This window comes from Metabacillus sp. Hm71, assembly GCF_051842955.2.
GTDB lineage: Bacteria > Bacillota > Bacilli > Bacillales > Bacillaceae > Metabacillus.
On sequence record NZ_CM200278.1, the window covers coordinates 1,853,906 to 1,875,377 of the forward strand.

At 37.4% G+C, this 21,472-nt stretch carries 17 protein-coding genes; 14 read left to right on the plus strand and 3 right to left on the minus strand.

Annotation, left to right across the window (positions count from 1 at the left end; all coding sequences use genetic code 11):
- The first annotated feature begins 107 nt into the window (after positions 1–107).
- From ACSVDH_RS08725 to ACSVDH_RS08735, 3 genes are all read left to right on the plus strand, one after another.
- Positions 108–2,483 carry a glycoside hydrolase family 2 TIM barrel-domain containing protein gene (locus ACSVDH_RS08725; protein ID WP_439252338.1) on the plus strand — a complete coding sequence of 792 codons (2,376 nt, stop codon included), beginning with the start codon at positions 108–110 and terminating at the stop codon, positions 2,481–2,483.
- On the plus strand, positions 2,483–3,475 hold the full coding sequence (locus ACSVDH_RS08730) for a glycoside hydrolase family 43 protein (protein WP_439252339.1): 993 nt from the start codon (positions 2,483–2,485) through the stop codon (positions 3,473–3,475). Before ACSVDH_RS08725 ends, ACSVDH_RS08730 begins: the two co-directional genes overlap by 1 nt.
- A 190-nt stretch (positions 3,476–3,665) precedes the next feature.
- Entirely contained in the window at positions 3,666–5,282 is a 1,617-nt protein-coding gene (locus ACSVDH_RS08735; protein ID WP_439252340.1) for a glycoside hydrolase, read from the plus strand.
- Between the two features lie 67 nt (positions 5,283–5,349).
- Here the strand turns inward: ACSVDH_RS08735 and ACSVDH_RS08740 are convergent, their stop codons facing one another.
- Together ACSVDH_RS08740 and ACSVDH_RS08745 are read right to left on the minus strand one after the other, a co-directional pair.
- Entirely contained in the window at positions 5,350–6,459 is a 1,110-nt protein-coding gene (locus ACSVDH_RS08740) for a GerAB/ArcD/ProY family transporter (protein WP_439252341.1), read from the minus strand.
- Between the two features lie 192 nt (positions 6,460–6,651).
- Positions 6,652–7,443, minus strand: coding sequence for an HAD family hydrolase (locus tag ACSVDH_RS08745; protein ID WP_299089001.1), 792 nt, complete (start codon positions 7,441–7,443; stop codon positions 6,652–6,654).
- A 266-nt stretch (positions 7,444–7,709) separates the two neighbouring features.
- On the opposite strand from ACSVDH_RS08745, the gene ACSVDH_RS08750 reads away from it, so the two are divergent.
- From ACSVDH_RS08750 to ACSVDH_RS08800, 11 genes are all read left to right on the plus strand, one after another.
- Entirely contained in the window at positions 7,710–7,910 is a 201-nt protein-coding gene (locus ACSVDH_RS08750; RefSeq protein ID WP_046510818.1) for a cold-shock protein, read from the plus strand.
- A 202-nt stretch (positions 7,911–8,112) separates the two neighbouring features.
- Positions 8,113–8,622 carry a TRAP transporter small permease gene (locus tag ACSVDH_RS08755; protein ID WP_439252342.1) on the plus strand — a complete coding sequence of 170 codons (510 nt, stop codon included), beginning with the start codon at positions 8,113–8,115 and terminating at the stop codon, positions 8,620–8,622.
- Complete coding sequence (locus tag ACSVDH_RS08760; protein ID WP_439252343.1) at positions 8,612–9,907, plus strand: TRAP transporter large permease; 1,296 nt, start codon at positions 8,612–8,614, stop codon at positions 9,905–9,907. Before ACSVDH_RS08755 ends, ACSVDH_RS08760 begins: the two co-directional genes overlap by 11 nt.
- Before the next feature lie 52 nt (positions 9,908–9,959).
- Positions 9,960–10,982, plus strand: a complete 1,023-nt coding sequence (locus tag ACSVDH_RS08765) for a TRAP transporter substrate-binding protein (protein WP_439252344.1) — start codon at positions 9,960–9,962, stop codon at positions 10,980–10,982.
- A gap of 90 nt (positions 10,983–11,072) precedes the next feature.
- Positions 11,073–12,923: a sensor histidine kinase gene (locus ACSVDH_RS08770; RefSeq protein ID WP_439252345.1), complete on the plus strand. Its 1,851-nt coding sequence runs from the start codon at positions 11,073–11,075 to the stop codon at positions 12,921–12,923.
- The gene (locus ACSVDH_RS08775) at positions 12,898–13,632 is read left to right on the plus strand and encodes a response regulator transcription factor (RefSeq protein WP_439252346.1); all 735 of its coding nucleotides are present in this window, start codon (positions 12,898–12,900) and stop codon (positions 13,630–13,632) included. The genes ACSVDH_RS08770 and ACSVDH_RS08775 overlap by 26 nt, the downstream gene beginning before the upstream one ends.
- Before the next feature lie 202 nt (positions 13,633–13,834).
- A complete protein-coding gene (locus ACSVDH_RS08780) occupies positions 13,835–14,764 on the plus strand; it encodes an FkbM family methyltransferase (protein ID WP_439252347.1) in 930 nt (309 codons plus the stop codon).
- 577 nt (positions 14,765–15,341) lie between these two features.
- On the plus strand, positions 15,342–16,367 hold the full coding sequence (locus ACSVDH_RS08785; RefSeq protein ID WP_439252348.1) for a TRAP transporter substrate-binding protein: 1,026 nt from the start codon (positions 15,342–15,344) through the stop codon (positions 16,365–16,367).
- A 154-nt stretch (positions 16,368–16,521) separates the two neighbouring features.
- The gene (locus ACSVDH_RS08790) at positions 16,522–17,001 is read left to right on the plus strand and encodes a TRAP transporter small permease (protein ID WP_439252349.1); all 480 of its coding nucleotides are present in this window, start codon (positions 16,522–16,524) and stop codon (positions 16,999–17,001) included.
- 21 nt (positions 17,002–17,022) lie between these two features.
- Positions 17,023–18,324 (plus strand): TRAP transporter large permease, encoded by a 1,302-nt coding sequence (locus ACSVDH_RS08795; protein ID WP_439252350.1) that lies wholly within the window; start codon positions 17,023–17,025, stop codon positions 18,322–18,324.
- An 89-nt stretch (positions 18,325–18,413) separates the two neighbouring features.
- Positions 18,414–20,792 carry a glycoside hydrolase family 31 protein gene (locus ACSVDH_RS08800; RefSeq protein ID WP_439252356.1) on the plus strand — a complete coding sequence of 793 codons (2,379 nt, stop codon included), beginning with the start codon at positions 18,414–18,416 and terminating at the stop codon, positions 20,790–20,792.
- A 264-nt stretch (positions 20,793–21,056) separates the two neighbouring features.
- Here the strand turns inward: ACSVDH_RS08800 and ACSVDH_RS08805 are convergent, their stop codons facing one another.
- Positions 21,057–21,356, minus strand: a complete 300-nt coding sequence (locus tag ACSVDH_RS08805) for an HPr family phosphocarrier protein (RefSeq protein WP_439252351.1) — start codon at positions 21,354–21,356, stop codon at positions 21,057–21,059.
- Between the last annotated feature and the right edge of the window lie 116 nt (positions 21,357–21,472).

Here is a 21,472-nt window from a genome sequence, read left to right on the forward strand (position 1 = left end):
GGTTAAAGGTATGGGAAAGAGGGCTATCATACATGCTTGATAGCCCTCTTTCTATCACTACATTATATGACCATCGTTTCATGAATAAATAAGGGGAGTATGTGAATATGAAAAATGTACTGACACAAGAATGGGATCTGGCTGTTAAGAGGAGAACGTTTAACTTTGATTGGAAATTTTTCAAAGGTGATAATTCTGACGCATTTAAAAAACAATTTGATGATTCAGATTGGCGAACATTGGACTTGCCGCATGATTGGAGTATTGAAGGACCCTTTAAAAAGGAATATGCAAGTTCAACAGGATATTTGCCAGGTGGAATTGGCTGGTATCGAAAGAAATTTAAAGTACCTGAAAGCTTAAAAGGAAAGAAAATATTTATTCAATTTGATGGAATTTATAAAAATAGTGAAGTCTGGATTAATGAACAATTTCTTGGTAAAAGACCTTATGGATACAGTTCATTTCATTATGATTTAACCCCATATGTTAACTTCGAATCACAAGAAAATGTTATTGCGGTAAAAGTAGATCACTCCGATTTTGCTGATTCCCGTTGGTATCCTGGATCTGGTATTTACCGAAATGTATTTATCCACTTGACTGATCAAATGTATATCAAGCCGTATGGAATATTTGTGACAACTCCGAACATCTCAACATCAGAAGCAGAAATCCAAATTCAAACCAGTGTTAAAAATGAAAATCAAAACGAAACTACATGCCAAATTAGACATCAGATTATAGATGCAGTCGGAAAAGAAATAGCAGCTTGTTCTTCTGTGGAGACAATTCCAGCATATGGTGAGCAAGATTTTTCTCATTCTATATTTCTAGTACAGCCAAATCTTTGGGCACCAGAAAATCCGTATTTATACAGTGTGGAAACGAAAGTAATAAAAGATGGTGAAGTGATAGATGCCGAGACTACTCCGCTTGGTGTTCGATCTTTTCATTTCGATGCGGAGTCGGGATTTTTCCTTAATGGGAAGAATTTGCAATTGAAGGGTGTATGTATCCATCATGACGCAGGGTGTCTTGGAGCAGCTGTTCCTGAAAAGGTCTGGCATAGACGTCTGCAACGATTAAAAGAAGCTGGTGTAAATGCGATTCGAATGAGCCATAACCCTCCTGCAGCAGAGTTACTTGATATGTGCGATTTTTATGGATTTTTAGTCCAAGATGAAGCATTTGATGAGTGGGAACATCCTAAGAACAAGTGGGTTGAGGGATGGAATATCGGCGAACCATCACTGGATGGATATGCTTCCGACTTTATTGAGTGGGCAGAGGTTGATTTGAGGGATATGATTTTAAGAGACCGAAACCATCCGTCGATCGTTTTCTGGAGTATTGGCAATGAAATTGATTATCCAAATGATCCTTATTCACATCCAGTATTAAAAGATCGTTACAATGTTGACAAACCTGAAGCAAAGGGAATGGGGGATATTGCAAAAAGGCTGGCAAAGGTTGTAAAGCAATATGATCCAACCCGACCTGTTACAGCAGCTTTAGCAAGTGTCATCATGTCAAATGAAACGGATTTTCCAGATGCTCTTGACGTGGTTGGTTATAACTATCAAGAGTATCGTTATCTAAAAGACCATGAAAAATACCCAAATAGAGTGATTTACGGAAGTGAAAATGGAAGGCATCACGATGCATGGATGGCAGTAGAACAAAATCACTTTATATCAGGTCAATTTATCTGGACTGGGATTGACTATTTGGGAGAAGCCCGTGGTTGGCCTATTCGTCATGCAACACCTGGAATGCTTGATCTTGCTGGATTTAAAAAGCCTTTATACTTTTTTAAACAAAGTCATTGGTCTGATAAAGATATGGTCCATATAGGTTTAACTTCTCTTAAGGAAGAACATCCTGATCAAATTTATTGGGATCATGAAGTTGTCTGCGATTGGAAAGGAAATGAAGGAGAAACAGTAAGGGTAGCTTGTTGTACAAATTGCCCTGAAGTGGACTTATTGTTAAACGGTAAATCTTTCGGTATCAAAAAACGGGAAAATTTCCCAGGTGGAACAATCTATTGGGATATTCCATACTCTAAGGGTACGTTAAAGGCGGTCGGTAAAAGGAATGGAACCGTTTGTTGTACGCATGAATTAAAGACAGCGGGTGAACCTGCAAAAATACAGCTGCATTCGGATACAACAACCCTTAAAGCAGACAAACAGGATGTTGCACACGTAGAAGTAAATATTCTTGACGTGGATAATAACCTCGTCTATGACGCAAATAATCTAATAGATTGCGAGATTGAGGGACCTGGTGAAATTATTGGAATGGAATGCAGTAACCCTGCTAGCCATCAGGACTATAAAGCAACCTGCAGAAAGGCTTATAACGGGAAGCTATTAATTTATGTAAGGGCTGCTGATCAACCTGGGACCATTATAATAAAGACATCTTCAGTTGATTTAGAAAGTTCATCTGTCGTCATAAAGGTTGGTGAGGCATAATGCCGTATAACAAGGCGTCTGATCCATTTAATCCAAGTAAGGGGCATCGGCTTAGAGATATTCCTGCGCATGACCCGTTTGTCTTGTCGCATAAAGAAACCAATACGTACTATTTATATACTACTGGAATTCCAGAATTAACAGATATAGAAAGAAATGGAGTGCTAGTTTATAAAAGCAAAGATTTACTAGAGTGGGAAGGCCCTTATGTTGTTTTCGAGGTTCCTGATGGAATTTGGGCACACCCGCAGCATGGCACTTGGGCACCAGAGGTTCACGAATACCATGGTAGCTATTATTTATTTGTAACTCTTCATAATAGGGATGCCATCCTTGCAGAACCACCAGAGGTTTGGAAAACGAATCATCTTCGCGGGACAAGCATTGCCGTATCTGATTCGCCAGAGGGTCCATTTGAATTAGTAAAAAAAGATGGACCGGTGCCACCTGGAAACTTTATGACACTTGACGGAACCTTATATGAGGATGAAAGCGGAAAGCCATGGATGGTCTATTGCCATGAATGGATTCAAGTAATAGATGGTACGTTTGAGGCCATTCCGCTAAAGCGAGATTTGTCTGCAGCAGATGGTGAACCACAACATCTTTTTAAAGCTTCAGATGCCCCATGGATCAATGCTGAACGAAAGCCAAATATAAAGCCTTCCGTTTATGTATCTGATGGGTGTCAGTTATACCGAACAAAAGGTGGTCACCTTGTTATGCTCTGGTCAAGCTATAACAATGAAGGATATGTCCAAACAATGGCCAGATCAAGATCTGGTAAGCTGGAGGGTCCATGGGAACAACTGGATCCGTTAGTTGAAGGTGATAGTGGACATGGCATGCTGTTTAAAACATTTGAAGGTGCCTGGAGACTTATTTTGCACCATCCATTCAGTACACCTGAATCTCGAGCAAAAATTTATGATGTAGAGGAAACGGAAGATCGCTTTAAGGTTATTAAACCTAGAGTTGATCTGCATGGATAAATAAACATTCTGCAAAGGGGATGGTCCATTATCTATAAAGGAGGTGATGCCTATCGTACAAGGTAATGAATTATCCAAGCACTAGTTATTGTGTCCGAATTTCATAAGTGTAGGAAAAAGAAAAAGTATCCAATCATTCGTGAGATGTATAGGAGATTATTATAGTGCCATCAAGTAATGGAGGTAGAAGATGTTTCAAAATAAAAAGGCAGTTTCTTGGTTCTGTAAATTATCGATATTCTTACTTATGTTAACATTTGTTCCAACAGATATTAAAGCAAAGGAAAACAATATGTCTACGAAAAAAGATGAAAATACTCAGGAAATCAATATTGATGTAGAAAATAAGTATCAAGAAATTGATGGATTCGGAGCATCTGGTGCTTGGTCCTTTGATAAAATAGGGTCTGAATGGTCAGAGGAAAATAAGAAAAAGGTTGCCGACCTCTTATTTTCAAAAGAAAAAGGAATTGGCTTATCTATGTGGCGTTTTAATATTGGTGCTGGAAGTGAAGAAACAGACAAGGAAATTATTACAGATCCATGGAGAAGAACCGAGAGTTTTAAATCAGGTGAAAATAAACCATATGATTGGTCCAATCAAGCTGGACAGCAATGGTTTCTAAAAGCAGCAAAGGAACGTGGTGTCGAAGAATTTATTGCGTTTGTCAACAGTCCGCCTGTATGGATGACAAAAAATGGACATGGTCAGCCTGATCCTTCTGTAGGGAGCACAAATTTAAAAGAAGATTCTATCGATGATTTTGCTGTATTTTTAGCAGATGTATTAGAGCATTTTGAAGAAGAAAAATTACCTTTCCAATATATTAGTCCTATTAATGAACCAACATGGAGCTGGGATTATGCGGGACAAGAAGGGAATCGGTATAACATTGAAGATATTAAAAAAGTGATCTTAGCTTTGCATAAGGAACTTAAGAATAGAGGACTTGATACAGAAATTGACGCTACTGAAGCGGTAGAGTATACATCTTTGCTAGATGATGAAATGTATGCAAAATTTACCGGCAATAACAGTGTATATAACAGTGGCAATGCCAATGGCAGTTACCCTGGAAAATATCGTGAATACATCAAAGAATTATTAGGGGATCCTGTAATGAATGAAATCATTGGAAACAAGATTAGTGCACATGCATATTGGTCAGATCATTTTTCAGGTGCAAACCGTCTTGTTCCTTTAAGAAAATATGTACGTGAAAATTTAAATCAATATGGACAAGATGTGAAATTTTGGATGTCTGAATATTGTATTTTGGGAAGCAATGGACCTGGACGAGATTTGACAATGAAGACAGCCCTTGATGTTGCCAGATTAATTCACTTTGATATGGTAGAAACTCAAGCTTCAGCCTGGCAATGGTGGTTGGCCTTGTCAAGATACGATTATAAGGATGGTTTGATTTATACGGATTATATTAATCCTGGTGATAAAGAGACGATCATTGAGTCAAAATTACTCTGGACATTAGGAAACTACAGTCGCTTTGTTAGACCTGACGCCTACCGGGTTGATTTACAAGGGGCGAATGATCAAGAGGAACTAATGGGATCTGCTTATTATCATGAAGAGGATGATCAATTATCGGTAGTGTTTGTCAATTATAGTAATGAAGAAAAATCTGTGCAAGTTAATGTAGACAATCTTCCAGGGAAAAAGCAAGCGATTCAATTTAAACCATTTATTACATCAGAAAACGCTGATTTAGAGGAAAAGAATCTAGTCCCTGCTAAAAAAGCAGTTAAAATCCCTCCTAGATCAGTCGTGACGTTAGTTGCTCAATAAAAATGAGCAGTTCAACCTTTATACTTAGAAAAACTAACTTGAAATGAAAAAGGAGGAGGGATAAAATTTAAATCCCCCCTCTTATAGTCCCAACCTTTTTACGAACAAACGCAATACAAAGCAAGAACATCGGGAATACGATTTGCAAAGGTATATGTGCATATAATGTGATGAATTCCAAGCCGAATTTATTATAGGTAACTTGATTTGGTGAATTTACGACAGACCAAGGCGTAATAATCAGTCCCAAGCCGAGGAAGACTGATTTGGTTTGTTTTAATTTAAATAGATGTGCAATTCCAATTGCAGCTCCGAATGTCCAACCCCCTACCTTAAAAAATACTCCAGCTACCATCATTAAGATAACCAATGCATCAAATCGTTCCAGAAAATCCGCGATGGAAACCATACGTGTTGCGGTAAGTAGCGGGAAAAAATCTCTGCTATATATTTCTGGACCTAAAACCGATAGCACAATAATTAAATCCAGTGTCATCAGTAAACCAGTAGTGAGGATGACGGCCATTCCTACCCGTTTTACATAACGCTTGTTATTTAAAAATGGAAAGAACATCATGATAATCACTGCTTCACCAAACGGGAATGTTAAGACAGTTGGAAATACCTCTTTTAAAATAGGTTGTATGCCATTCCCTAATATAGGTATTAAGTTATTAAAAGTAAATGGCTTAACAGTAAATAAAAGAATCCAAATAACAAACATGGAAAAAGTATAAATCGGAAAAACTGCTTCTCCCATTCTGCCAAATGTTTCAACTCCACCCCGCAAACAATAAATCATTAAGACCATAAAACTTCCAATCACAAAGATGAGCGGAGTTTCAACTAAAATTGTTGCAGCGATAAGTTCGGCGAAATCCCGGCAAGCTCTTGAAGCTAGATAGGTAAAATACACGATGTAAATCAAAATAATTGGATAGGATAAAAACTTTCCAATTATTTTTGGGATCATCTGTAACAGGGTATCATTTGGATAATAGGATGATAATTTTGTATAGACAAACATCCAAATAATTCCGCATAATGTGGCCAATACGATGACCAACCAAGCGTCTTGCTTTGCTCCTCCGCCTAAGCCATAAACTAATGTATTCCCTATTTGAAAACTAACGATGACATAAAATAACTGGAGAGCGCTTATTTTTGTTACATCCATTTGATCACCCTATAAATAGAAAAGTGAATGCTATGACCTTGCAGTCTAATTTTTCATTTTATTAGTATGGGTGACCTAGGAAAAGATATACAGGGGAGGAATAATAAATAAAAAAAGTGCAAATTCCAATTTGAATTGCACGATGATTAAGCCCGTAAATTGCTTTGCTCTTATTTACATTTTACCGATATGCTAATCAATAAGCCCTAGTGATTTCAATCCGTTGAATATACCTGAATCCGTTACTTTTGTTGTTTTATGTTTAGCATATTGGAAAAGATCAGGGTGCGCATTTCCCATTGCAAAGCCCTCTCCAACAACGCTTAACATTTCCTTGTCATTCATTCCATCTCCAAAAGCGATGGCAGATTCTTTAGGAATATCAAGGAGTTCAAGAATATGTTGAACCGCAATACCCTTATTAACATTATCTCTGATTACATCATAGCAATGGCGAAGCCCATCAACATTTACCTGTGATAAATGAATGGAAGGGTCATCCTTTTCATATAAAGCAGGCTCGTTTTCACTTAAATTAATCAGCGTAATCCCAAGTATAGAATGGATCACATCTACTGAGTAACCTTCATTGTTTTGCAAATGGAAAGAATGAATAAAATCCTTTACGACAGAGCTTTCTAAATCTGAGAAAATATTCTTCTCATGTGTGTATAAAACCAGTTCATGGCCATTGTATTTTGCAATTTCTACAAAGCTTCTAACCGTTTCAGCTTTCATTGGCGACTTAAAAATATCCTCACCTTTATGAATTGCGTATGCACCGTTATAGCCAATAAAGGATTCAATCTTTAATTCTTCAGCAATATGAGCAATTTCATGCAAAGGTCTTCCGGTAGCAAGAAATACATCTACACCTTTTTGCTTTACCTCCGCAACTGCTTTCTTCGTTGATTCTTCGATTGTGTCATCAGGTCTTAAAATCGTTCCATCAATGTCAAGAAATAAAATCTTATAGTTTGTCATTTTCTTCTCCAAATTTTCTTTATTTTTATGTAAATTTTAACATAGATCAGATTTTAGTGGAAATGTCCTGTTTATTATTTTCAGATAAGCAGCAATGTTTTATTTACAAAGAGGGCGAAATAGTGATCAAAGAAGGTTTTACTCCCCATGAAAAAAGGATTTATAAAAAAAGTTAATAATTTTGGTTTAATATTTTTCAATAAGGTAATACTATATAGCGAAATGATGATCAAACGTGTTTTGATTGATTTAGGAGGAAATTGTTAATGGCACAAGGAAGAGTAAAATGGTTTAATTCTGAAAAAGGTTTTGGATTTATCGAGGTTGAGGGTGGAGATGATGTATTCGTTCATTTCTCTTCAATTCAAGGAGAAGGTTACAAAAGCTTAGATGAAGGTCAAGAGGTTACATTTGATATTGAGCAAGGTAACAGAGGGCCTCAAGCTGCGAACGTTCAAAAAATATAAAACCGATAGAAACCATACATACAGACCCGATTTGGGTCTGTTTTTGTGTGGTTTTCTTTTTTGAAGAAAAACAGATTAATCGTAGGGAATGCAAATATCACCTAAAAAAAACACAAATTCTCCTAAAGAAAACACATTCAATAAAATTCGATTCATTCGTAAAATTAGATTATTGAAAACGCTTTCCGTTAGGAGGATGCTTATGAATTTTATTAAAAAGACGGGGCTGATCATTGATTCACTCTTTGAAAATATTGCCCTTTTGTCACTTCTTGGATTAGTTATCATTGTAACCACCCAGGTAATGACAAGAAAATTCTTAAATTATGTTTTTTTCTGGTCTGAAGAAGTTACCTTGCTATTGTTAAGTTGGTTTGCCTTTATGGCTATTGCAATTGGTTTTCGCGAAAATATTCATTTAGGGATTGATGCTATTACAAACTTTTTTTCAAAGAGAGTAAATACTATTCTCGATAAAGTTATACATGCGAGTATTTTTGCATTTGGGTTATTTCTACTTGTTCAAGGCTGGGATTTTACTATCCTTATGTTAAAATCCACTTTGCCTGCAACAAAACTCCCTACAGGTATCCAGTATCTCATCATGCCGATTACCGGTATCATGATCTGTGCATACTCATTATTACAATTTTTTTCTATTAATACGAAAAGGCATCATAATATAGAGGAGGGAAATGAACATGCCGACTGATTATATGGCCATTACGATTCTGATTGCCAGCTTTGTTGGATTAGTGCTCTTGCGTTTTCCGATTGCCCTGACCCTTATTGCTTCATCGCTTTTAACGATTCTCTATTTAGATGTCCCTCTTCCTGTTGTCGGACAACAAATGTTTCAAGGGGTCAATTCATTTTCCTTATTGGCTATTCCTTTCTTTATTTTAACTGGTCATATTATGAGTGAAGGGGGACTGGCACTCAGGCTGGTTAACTTTGCAAACCTATGTGTCGGCAGGGTAAGAGGCGGTCTCGCAATGGTTAATAGTGTAGCATGTATGTTTTTTGGGAATATTTCGGGCTCTGCGGTTGCAGACGCTTCTTCTGTTGGCTCGGTCATGATTCCGATGATGAAGAAACAAGGCTATGATGCAGATTATTCTGTTGGTGTTACCATATCTTCTGCGATTCAAGGTGTTGTTGTACCTCCAAGTCATAATCTCGTTTTATATTCTCTTGCCGCAGGAGGCATTTCAATCGCAAGCTTGTTTATGGCCGGCATAGTACCTGGACTGATTCTATTAGCCTCCCTACTCGTTACAGGCTATATCATTGCAAGAAAACGGGGCTATCAAAAAGGAGAGCCTGTTCCAAAAGAGAAACGCGCAGGCATCATTTTTCATGGGATTCTCTCACTAACACCTGCGTTCATTATTTTAGGCGGCATTATTTCAGGCTGGTTTACCGCAACAGAATCTGGAGCTCTAGCATGCTTGTATTCTTTCATTTTGGCTTTTGTTGTTTATCGTGAAGTGAAAATAACTAGAATTTGGACGATTTTAAAAAGAACCATGCGAACCGTATCAATGGTGTTCTTTCTCATCTCTGCGTCAGCAGCATTTGGCTGGATATTAGCTTATTTGCAAATCCCTGGAATGGTAACGGAACTGTTTCTGACTATTTCTGATAATCCACTTATCATTCTATTAATCATAAATATTTTACTTTTATTGCTTGGGGCACCAATGGATATGGCACCGATGATTTTAATCATGACACCAATCCTGCTTCCTGTTGTGACAAGCTTTGGGATGGATCCTATTCATTTTGGAATTATTCTTATCCTCAATGCTGGATTAGGACTTTTAACACCGCCGGTTGGAACCGTCCTATTTGTTGGTTGTGCCATTGGTAAAGTATCGATTCAAAGTGGAACAAAAGCGATGTTGCCATTTTTCTATGCGATGTTAGTTGTATTGTTAATTATCACGTATATTCCAGAGGTTGTGATGTGGTTGCCGAATTTCTTGGCTAAATAAGGATTTGACCACGCAATAAAAAACAATCAAACTATTATAAGGGGTGTGTATGATGAAGAAAAAATTTGTCTGGGGTGTTATGGCAAGTCTATTTCTTGCAAGTTCAATTTTAGCTGGATGTTCAAGTCAATCAGGTTCATCTGCAGGAGGGAATGCTGAAACAGGAAACAAAGCAACATATACCTTTCGATTGGCGGACACACATCCACCTGACTATCCAACTGTTATCGGGGATATGAAATTTGCTGAGCTAGTAAATGAACGAACAGATGGCAGAATCAAAATTGAGGTGTTTCCATCTGCACAATTAGGGGAAGAAAAAGCGGTTATTGAACAGGTCCAATTAGGGGCCATTGAATTTACCCGAGTAAATGCAAGTCCTTTGGCTGAGTTTAATAAGGAATTCTCTGTGCTTGGTCTGCCTTATGTTTTTGACTCTGATGAACATCTCTGGAATTTCCTCGAAGGAGAAACAGGGAATCAAATGTTGGATAATCTTGAAGATTCCAGAATGAAAGGTCTTGCCTATTATAGTTCTGGTGCACGAAGCTTTTATTCTACCAAACCAATTAAAAGTTTAGAAGATATGAAAGGGCAAAAAATTCGCGTGCAGCAAAGTAAAGTGAATATAGACCTTGTATCAGCTTTAGGTGCTAGTGCAACTCCGATGCCGTATGGGGAGGTATTTAGTGCACTTGAGACAGGAGTAATTGATGGTGCGGAAAATAATTATCCGAGTTTTGTGTCCTCAAATCATTACCAGCCAGCAAAGCATATGATTTTGGATACACATCAGCGAACGCCAGAGGTTCTCTTAATAAGTAAAGCTGCATGGGATAAGTTATCTACAGAAGACCAAAAAATTATTAAACAGGCTGCTCTTGATTCTGTAAAAACACAAAGAGAAGCTTGGGATAAATGGGAGAAGGAATCGGAACAAAAATTGCGTGATGCAGGTGTAACCATTACTGAAGTTGACGATCTTACGCCATGGAAAGAAGCGGTTAAGCCTGTAGTTGAGCAATATGGAAGCGAATTCAAAGAAATTATGGATGCGATAGACGAAGCACGTTAAAATAGGTAACAGGTGATCTCCAGGTCTTTATGGCCTGGATTTGCTTATTTAATTGTTTGTTAAAGATGGAGGGGAGGAACTAAAAGAGGGATGAAAAAGTTATCTAGCTTTCTTAGTACAAGCTTACAATATAAAAATTATTCTTTTATGACAAAGCTTTTTCTATTCTCTAGTTTTATCGTTATACTCCCAATTGTTACTGTAGGCCTCATTTCTTATTATATCTCTTCCGTCGAGCTGAAAGAGGAGGCAACGCATTATAATCTGCAAGTAATTGAACAAGTAGAAGCTAGGATTGAGTATTATATAAGAGATTTTGATTTAACAAGTCTTAAGATTGTTAACTCGCCTGATATCAGTAAGTTTAGCACATTACAGTCACAGGAAGAGGATGAAAATGGCGAAATCAGGGAAGCGGTCCATAAGGTTTTAAAAGATGCACACTATTCAAGACCAGATATATCAAATATTACGGTCTATCTGGATAACCAAGCCAGGTTCATTGATTTACTAGGAAATAGAAATTATTATCCTGCTTATAAAATAAAGAATGAATATTGGTATTCCTCAGTTCCTCATAATGGTTTAGCAATTCTCGTTAGCCGGACTCTTTCATTAAAAGATAAGGAAGAACCAGTGATCTCTCTTATTAGACGATTATATAACCCGAAAACATTACAACCTGTGGGCATGCTAATTATCGATATTAATTTTCGAAGGATACGGGAATTTTCTGATAAGGTCACTCCAGGCAATAATGGGTATTTTTTTATTCTAGATTCAAAAGGTCATTATGTTTATCATCCTAATTCAGCTATTCTTGGTGAAAAAGTAAAATTGAGAGAATTACTTCATTTGCCCTCTGAAACAAGCGGGTCTATCCTGCTGAAAAATGATCGGAAAGATTTTGTTACGTATACGGTTTCGAACGATCTTGGATGGACTTTTTTTACAGCAAATCCTTATAAAGATGTGACAAAAGGGACGATCCTGATCCGGCGAACTATTTTTTGGACGATTGTTATTTCATTAATTGTTGCCTATGTATTAGGATTTGCATTTGCGAAAGGGCTTTTGAGGCCAATCAAGCGGCTTCATTTTTTTATGAAAGAGGTTGAGGTGGGTAAGCTTGATTCACGGGTAAAAATTGAAACAAACGATGAAATTGGGCAATTATCTAAAGGTTTTAATAACATGGTGCAAAAATTATCAGACCTGTTTGAGGAAGTGTATTTTGCTAAATTAAGAGAAACGGAAATGTCATTGCGACAAAAAGAAATTGAGTTGCAGGTTTTACAGTCGCAAATCAATCCTCACTTTTTATATAATTCATTGGAAACAATAAGGGGAATGGCTCTTGAAGAAAATCAGGAACATATTGCAACCATGTCCTCTTCACTTGGGAAGCTGCTGCGCTATAATTTGCGAAATGCTTCACCAACGGTTACATTACAAGAGGAATTAAAATTTAGTGAAATGTACTTACAAATCCAGAAATTTCGTTTTGGCAATCGCTTTGAATACGAAAGTGATATACCACAGTGGGCGAAGAACTTAACCGTACTCAAATTTACTTTGCAGCCGATTTTGGAAAACTGTTTTTTGCATGGGATACGGTCAGCTTCTACTATGATCAAGATCTCCATAATCGTTTATAAAGATTCTGAATCTTCTTTCATGATTGAAGTGAGGGACACAGGTGTCGGCATCTCTGAAGAAGAACTTCGTAACATTCTTTTTAATCTTGAACATAGAGAAATAACAAATGGCGGAACAAGTATTGGAATTATTAATGTTCACCAAAGGATTGTTAAATCTTTTGGATCAGAATATGGGATACAGCTGGATACCTTTAATGGAAGAGGTACAGCAGTAAAGATTCGCATGCCAATTGTTGAGTTAGAGGAGGAGTCAAATGTTCAGCATCTTACTGGTAGATGATGAAAAATGGGTTCGTACAACTCTTAAATGGACCATTAATCAATTGAATCTCCCGTTTCACATCTCACATGAATGTGAGAATGGGCTGGAGGCTCTCGATTGGACGAAGCAAAATGAAATAGATTTGATTTTTACAGATGTTAGTATGCCTGTAATGGATGGACTTACGTTTATTAAGGAATTACGACAATTTAAAAAAGACCAGGATACGATCATTATTAGTGTTCATGATGAATTCCAATTTGTCCAACATGCAATCCGGAGCGGAGTAACTGATTATCTTTTAAAACCGATAGAGGAAAATGATCTAAAACTTTGTTTAGAAAAGTGGTTAGATAAGCGAAAAGGTGAAGAGGAGAAAAGAGAGGACATGATGTACGAAGATCTTCCAACTTCAACAATCGATCAGGTTTTGCATTATTTAAACAATACACCACTTAATGAAATAACCCTTAAAGAAGCAGCAGAGCGGGTTCATATGAATCCAAGCTACCTCAGTCAACTATTTAAGCAGCAGCTTAACAAAAAGTTTGTTGATTATTTAACAGAGCTGCGGATTGAGGAAGCGAAACGCTTATTATTATTCACTTCCCTGCGGATATCTGAGATTGCAGATCGGATTGGTTATTCTGACTTAGCCTATTTCAGCAACAATTTTAAACGAATAACAGGAAGGTCTCCATCTGATTATCGTAAAACAAGCGATTAATCATAAACTAACCAAAAAGCTGAGCAAGCTGATGCTCTACTTTTTCGCTAAAAAACTATATAGACAGAATACTAAGTTAAATATATTAAGTATTTGTAAACGTTTTGTTAAATGCAAATCTGTTAAAAGGACTTTCGTTTCTTTTTAAGAAATCTTAAGAATAAATAGATTTCTTAAATGCCCAATAGTAGGAGGTAACATCGTGATAACCAAAGCATCCGTTCGAAAGCCTTTCCTGATGAAAATGTGGGAGCAATACCCAAAAACTTGGAAGTTAATAATTGATTTAGGGATTTTGTTCAAATACAAAACGTTAAACATTAATAAAATTCCGAATAAAATCATATTGCCTTCTTCACATATCCTTTTTGTGAACTCAGAGGAAAACCGGGGCAGAGCATTGCTGATCAGCAATGGAATGACACAGAAAAGGCTGACAACATTTTGGAGGAGAGCGGTAGCTGCATATGCACCAGATTTAATTATCGATGTTGGAGTGAACTATGGTGAATGCATTTTTTCAACGACATATCCGATTAATACAAGGATTTATGGAATTGAAGCGAATCGCCATTTAGTGAAATACATAAACAAATCGAGAGATGTTCATCCTAATAAAGCACAAATAAAGATTATCAATGCTCTTGCATCAGATAAAGATGATGAAGAAAAACTGTTTTATGTAGATAAGCATTGGTCAGGGACATCTTCTGCCTCTTATATGCCTTCCCATAACATGATTGAAAAAGAATCAGTAAAATCAATTACGATCAATTCTTTATGCAGGGAGGAGCTGTCATATGATACGCTCTTATTTAAAGTCGATGTGGAAGGGTATGAGGCATCCGTCTTAAAAGGAATGATCGATTTATTTGAAATGAGTGGAACTGCATTTGGATTTATTGAATTTAATAGTGAGTATATTGAAAAATTAGGAATGAATGTAGATGAGTTTTTGACGTTTCTACTTCAGTATTTTACGATTTATATTTATAAAGAAAACGATACTTTAGTAAAAGCAAAGCATGTTACTTATAGAGATTTGCAGAATATGTTTGGATCCCCATATATTCATACTGATTTTATATTGGCAACAGATGAAAAAATGATCGATGCGCTTGACCTTGTATAGAAAAGGGAAGTTTCAATAAAAGTATTCACTATTATTCTAATTGTTGGTACTGAGGTAGTAGATCTATTAGAACTATAGCATTAATGCATAATATACAAAAAAACATGGTAAAGCATGAGTATGTTTTGCCATGTTTTTTGGTTTAATTGCTTTTTTATAATATAGAAAACCCTAGCTAGGCCAAGGATTCCAAAAAGAGCTTTGGGATATGTTTGAAAACTATTAAAAAAATTACTTCACAAAAAACTAATTGACGCCGCTTTCAAAAACTATTATTATAATAAGTAAGTTAATAATATGTGACGGAGAAATGGAGATCACACGGATTAGCCTGTTATTTTGTTCAGGTTTTTCTGTTGTGGTCTCTTTTTTTGTCATATTGTTAAAAGGCTTTCAAATAGAAAGGGGAACAAAGATGACATATTCTACTGAAGAATAAATTGGAACAAAGTTTTTAATTGTTCTTTGGAATGCAAGTATAAGTTGGATTTTATAATGGGAAAGTATAGAAAAGCGAAGGATTATATTACTCGTATTTAGGAAAAATAAAATAAGCAGAAAATGGGGGTTAATCAAAATGAAAAAATTATTATCTTTTATAACGTCCGGAATTTTAATCGCTGGACTTTTAGCTGGATGTGGCAATGCTGGAAACAATGCAGCTGATGAAGGCGGAAACGAAACAGATGTAAAGGCGAAAACTTTTAAGCTCGCCCATAACATGAGTGAAGACCATCCGGTTCACAAAGCCCTTGCTGATTTCTCCAAGAAGGTGGAAGAAAATTCTGATGGGCAAATGAAAGTTCAAATTTTTGCTAATGGTGTACTTGGAGGGGAAAAGGAGGTATTAGAGCAGCTGAAAGGCGGAGCTGTGGATATGACCAAAGTGAGTGCAGCTGCCCTAGAGAGCTTTGCTCCTGAATATGCCGCTTTCAGCTTACCATATTTGTTCGTAAGCAAGGATCATTTTTATAAATCCATGGAATCAGAAGCGGTTCAAAAGCTTTACGCTGCAAACAAGGATCAAGGATTTGTAGGCTTGACCTATTATGATTCCGGGGCAAGAAGCTTCTATACGAAAGACAAGGCGATAAAAACTCCGGATGATTTAAAGGGGTTAAAGATTCGTGTTCAGGATTCACCGACAGCAATAGAAATGGTGAATATATTAGGTGGGAACCCAACACCAATGGCGTATGGAGAGGTATATACGGCATTACAAGCGGGGGTTATTGATGGTGCGGAAAGCAATGAAACCGCATTAACAACTGGAAAACATGGGGAAGTCGCGAAAGAGTTCTCTATCAATGAACATACAATGATTCCGGATATTCTTGTTATGAGTTCTGCTACATGGGACAGTCTATCTGAAGAACAGCAGAAAATCCTAACTGACGCAGCACAATCTTCTACAGAATACCAAATAGACCTATGGAATAAAGCGATCGATGAGGCAATAACAGAATCGAAGAAGATGGGAGTCAAATTCACTGAAGTCGATAAAGCGCCATTCATTGAGAAGCTTAAGCCTATGCTAGATGAATATAGCAAGAAGGATCCAAAAATCAAAGAACTTATCGATGCTTTTGAAGCTCTAAAATAAAATGGGAAAAGGTCAAGCTCCGCCTTGAGAGTGGAAATGACAGGCGGCGAAAACATTTGCTTGGCCTTTACTTTTTGATCAAAAGTAACAAGATAATGAGCATGTAAGAGAACGATTGTGAACGACACCGATTTAAAGGAAGGAGTGGAGGGTTATGAAAACCATACGAAGTTTCTTAGATAAGCTGATTATGTTTGTAGGGAGCGTATTAACCATAATCATGGTAATCGGTGCAATCTGGCAAGTCTTTAGTAGATATGTATTGGGTGATCCAAGCACGGTTACAGAGGAGCTACTTCGATTCGGACTCATATGGACCACTATGTTAGGAGCAAGTTATGCTTTCGGCACAAATCAGCATTTAGCAATTACCGCAATATTAGATAAATTAAAAGGGAACAATCAAAAAGCCCTTAGAATGGTTAATGATTTGTTCATTATTGGCTTTGCCGGGGCAGTTATGATCAAAGGCGGGTTAAGCATTGTCACTACGACTATGGCACAATTGACGCCGATTCTGCAGATTCCAGTAGGAGTAATTTATTCCATTGTGCCTATTTCCGGAGTGATAATTATCATTTATCAACTATTAAATATGCCTGATTGGTTGAAAAAGAAGAAAGAAATCTTGTAGAGATGAAAGGAGGAGTTATTCATGGGTGCGATTGAAGCAGGTTTAATAATGGTAATAAGCTTTATTGTTTTAATGGCAATGGGTGTACCGATTTCTGTTGCCACTGGGATATCATCCTTTATTGCCGCTATAATGATTGTACCGTTTGACGTTGCCATTTTTACGGCAGCTCAAAAACTGGTGACCGGAATTGATAGTTTTTCCCTATTGGCCGTCATCTTTTTCATTTTATCTGGAATTATTATGAATAACGGGGGAATTGCCTTGCGTCTCATCAACCTTGCGAAGTTGATGGGGGGAAGACTTCCTGGATCCCTTGCTCATACGAATGTTGTAGGGAACATGTTGTTTGGATCGATTTCAGGCTCTGCTGTAGCTGCGGCAGCTGCCATTGGCGGTGTCATGGCACCGCTTCAGGAAAAAGAAGGGTATAACAAAGCGTATTCTGCAGCTGTAAACATTGCATCTTCTCCTGCAGGTCTATTGATTCCTCCGAGCGGCGCATTAATTATTTACTCAATGGTCAGCGGAGGAACTTCGATTGCCGCATTATTTATAGCGGGTTATGTTCCGGGAATCCTAATGGGGCTATCGGTAATGGCTATTGCCTACTATATCGCTAAAAAAGAGAAGTATCCAGTTGCACAAAGGCCCAGCTTTTCCGAGAGCACAAAAATTATCATCGATGCCATTCCAAGTCTACTGCTTATCGTGATCGTTATCGGGGGCATTGTGGCTGGAGTCTTTACTGCAACAGAAGGTTCTGCAGTCGCTGTTTTATATTCCGTCATTCTTTCTATTATTTATAAAACGTTAAAGTGGTCTGATGTTCCCAAGATTTTGGGTGAAACGGTTGTCATGACAGGTATTGTGCTATTTCTGGTCGGGGCTTCATCGATCATGTCCTGGGTAATGGCGTATAGCGGTATACCTGCTGCAATCAGTGAGGCTGTATTATCCATTTCAGACAACCCTATCGTCATTTTATTGATTATGAATGTCGTATTGCTATTAGTCGGCACCGTTATGGATATTACACCGGCAATCCTGATTTTTACCCCTATCTTTTTGCCGATTGTGACGCAAATAGGTATGGATCCAGTGCATTTTGGAATTGTTTTGGTTTTTAACCTCTGTATCGGAATTGTGAGTCCCCCATCAGGAAGCAGCTTGTTTGTCGGTTGTAGTGTTGGAGGGGTCAGTATAGAGGCAGTAACAAGACCGTTATTGATTTTCATGGCAGGTTTAATTGTTACCTTACTGCTCATAACATATGTTCCAGCTATTACTCTGTTTGTTCCAAAACTATTTGGAGTCATGTAGCTGGCATGACTCGTACTGTTTTTTAATTATTATTGCTGGAGGTGCCTTTCTTGATTAAACCCGATTATCGTTTTGAATTTTGCTCCGAAATGGATCACGGGCTGTTGTTTAAATTGAATGATGGAAATATCCAGGTTAAGCTGTACGTTCTCGAAGAAGATATCTTCCGAGTCGTTTTCTTGAATGACAATAAATTGGAATTAAATAAAACATGGCTCGTCGCGCCTGGAATGGATGATATTCCCTTTGAAGGAAGAGACCGTTTCGATCTTACGCCATTTTCTTTGCCAAAATTTGAGGTGGTATCTGAAGATGAACAAATTAATGTAGCGACTTCAAAGCTGAAAGCTGTTATTCATTTGAACGGTTTTAAAATTGAGTGGTATGCTAAAACGGAAACAGGATGGACGGCTTTTGCCAATGATCGAAAAACCCAAAGCTATAATTTCAACAACAGCTTAGGCGAAGGGGTTTTTCACTATCTGGAACGTTCTTTGGATGAACAATACTTCGGCCTTGGCGAAAAAACAGGGAATGTTGACAAGCACGGCAGACGTTTCCGTATGATGAATGTCGATCCGATGGGATATGATGCGGAAACAACCGATCCGCTATATAAGCATGTTCCTTTTTATATTACAAGGAACAAAAAGACAGAATTATCCTATGGTCTTTTTTACGATAATTTGGCGACATCGATTTTTGAAATGGGATCTGAAATGGACAATTATCATGGATACTATCGGTACTATCATGCCGAGTGCGGAGATCTGGACTACTATGTGATTCTTGGACCAAAGGTAAATGATGTGGTTAAAAAATATGCCTGGCTGACAGGAGAGACCATTCTGCCTCCGAAATGGAGCATTGGCTATTCTGGATCAACGATGACCTATACGGATGCCCCTAATGCTCAGGAGCAACTTCTACAATTTTTGCGTGATTGTGAAGAGTATGATATTCCTTGTGACTCCTTCCAGCTTTCGTCTGGATACACATCCATTGGGGATAAACGATATGTGTTCAATTGGAATTATTCCAAGGTTCCAGACCCTAAGAAAATGGCAGCAGATTTTGAAGAAAAGGGATTGAAACTGTGTGCCAATATTAAGCCATGTTTATTATTGGATCACCCTAAATTCCAAGAGTTGAAGGACGAAAACATGTTTGTGCTTTCTAGAGATAAAGAAGGTCCGGAAATTGCGCAATTTTGGGATGATCTAGGTGCTTATGTTGACTTTACAAATCCAAAAACCATTGAGTGGTGGAAATCCAATGTACAACAGCAGCTGCTTTCATATGGAATTGAATCTACCTGGAATGATAATAATGAATATGAGATTTGGGACCGTCACGCTGTAGCGCATGGATTTGGGGAAGAATTACCGATCGGTTTAATTCGTCCGCTGCAGCCGCTGCTTATGATGAAAGCCTCTTATGAAGCCCAAAAAGAGTTTGCTCCTGAGAAGAGGCCGTATCTGATTTCTAGATCAGGATGTCCAGGTATGCAGCGTTATGTGCAGACATGGACGGGTGATAACCGTACGAGCTGGAAAACTTTAAAATATAATATCCGTACTGGAATTGGACTAAGCTTATCCGGAATTTTCAATTTTGGTCATGATGTAGGAGGTTTTTCAGGTCCTGCACCGGAACCGGAGCTGTTTATTCGCTGGGTGCAAAACGGCATTTTCTATCCTCGGTTTACCATCCATTCCTGGAATGATGACGGGACGGTAAACGTGCCGTGGATGTATCCTGAAGCAATTAAATACATCAGAAATCTCATTAAGTTTAGGAACAAGTTTACGCCGTATATTTATCAATTGCTTTTTCAAGCGCATAAAGATAATGAGCCAATTATCAAGCCGACTTTCTATGATTTTGAGTCTGATCCAAATACGTTTGAGGAAAATGATGATTTTATGCTAGGAGATAGTTTGCTCGTTGCTTCTGTTGTAAAGAAAGGAACATATGAACGTGAAGTATATCTTCCAAAACATGATGCTGGCTGGTATGATTTCCATACGGAAAAAAGGTATGAGGGTGGAACAACTGTCACAATCCCAGCTCCGCTTGACTATACCCCTTTATTGGTAAAAGGCGGATCTATTCTTCCAATTAATGATGCTGAGATCACCTTTGAAACGAAATCAAAGGATGAAAGAGGGTTTATGTTCTTCCCTCACAATGAGGAAGGGGAAAGCAACTTCAGCCTGTTCGAGGATGATGGCGTATCATTTGAATTCGAAAAAGGTCATTATTCCACTATCCAGGTTTCTATGAAAACGACAGAAAATAAAATCGAGGTCACAATAGCGAAAGAAGGGGAATATAATCTCCCTTATAGTCAAATTAGATTGTATTTCCCATCCTCTGAAACACGCAAGATTTTCATCAATGGAGCAGAAAGAAATCCGAATCGAAAAAATGCTTTTGAAGTACCAGTAGAAAGTATAGCTAGATAAGGTAATTGATTTTAGCTTTCAAATGGGACACATTGGTAGAAGGAAAGGCCGGTCGAACTTACAGACCGGCTTTTTGTGTAAAATAGCAGTTGTTAAATTACCTATCCTCAAGGAGTTAAAGCTGTATCATCATTGGGCATGGAAAATTCTCTATGGCTATTTAAATCGTCTAGAAAAAAGAAGGACCTCATTGAGTAGTATTGAAAGTGTTGAAAAATGGAAAGGAGAAATAACTCCTTTCCATTTTAAACGTAAGAGATAGATTTAATTAATTTCAACATTAATTCCATATTCGTTAAAAGCACTTTTCATTTCTTTTTTTGCTTCTTCTTCGTCATCACCATGAATTTCTAATTTATAATGAGAGGAATTAGACATTAAGGATACACTTAGTCCAAGAAAACTTTTTACATCAATTATTTTGTTTTCTATATGTAAAACAATACTTGATTTAAATTTGTTTGCAGTGTTTACAATAGAAGCCATATCTTTAACATTAATTGAACCAGATTGTATAGCTCTACCTAATTTGGTTGCATCTGAAGCTCTTTTATTAATATCCATTTTTTAAATTCCTCCTCAATAAAAGGTTGATGATTAGATTAATTATACCATTACCTATTTGTGCTGCGAAAATACCATTAAAATAAACTTTACCAATTAGAAATATAGTTATTTCA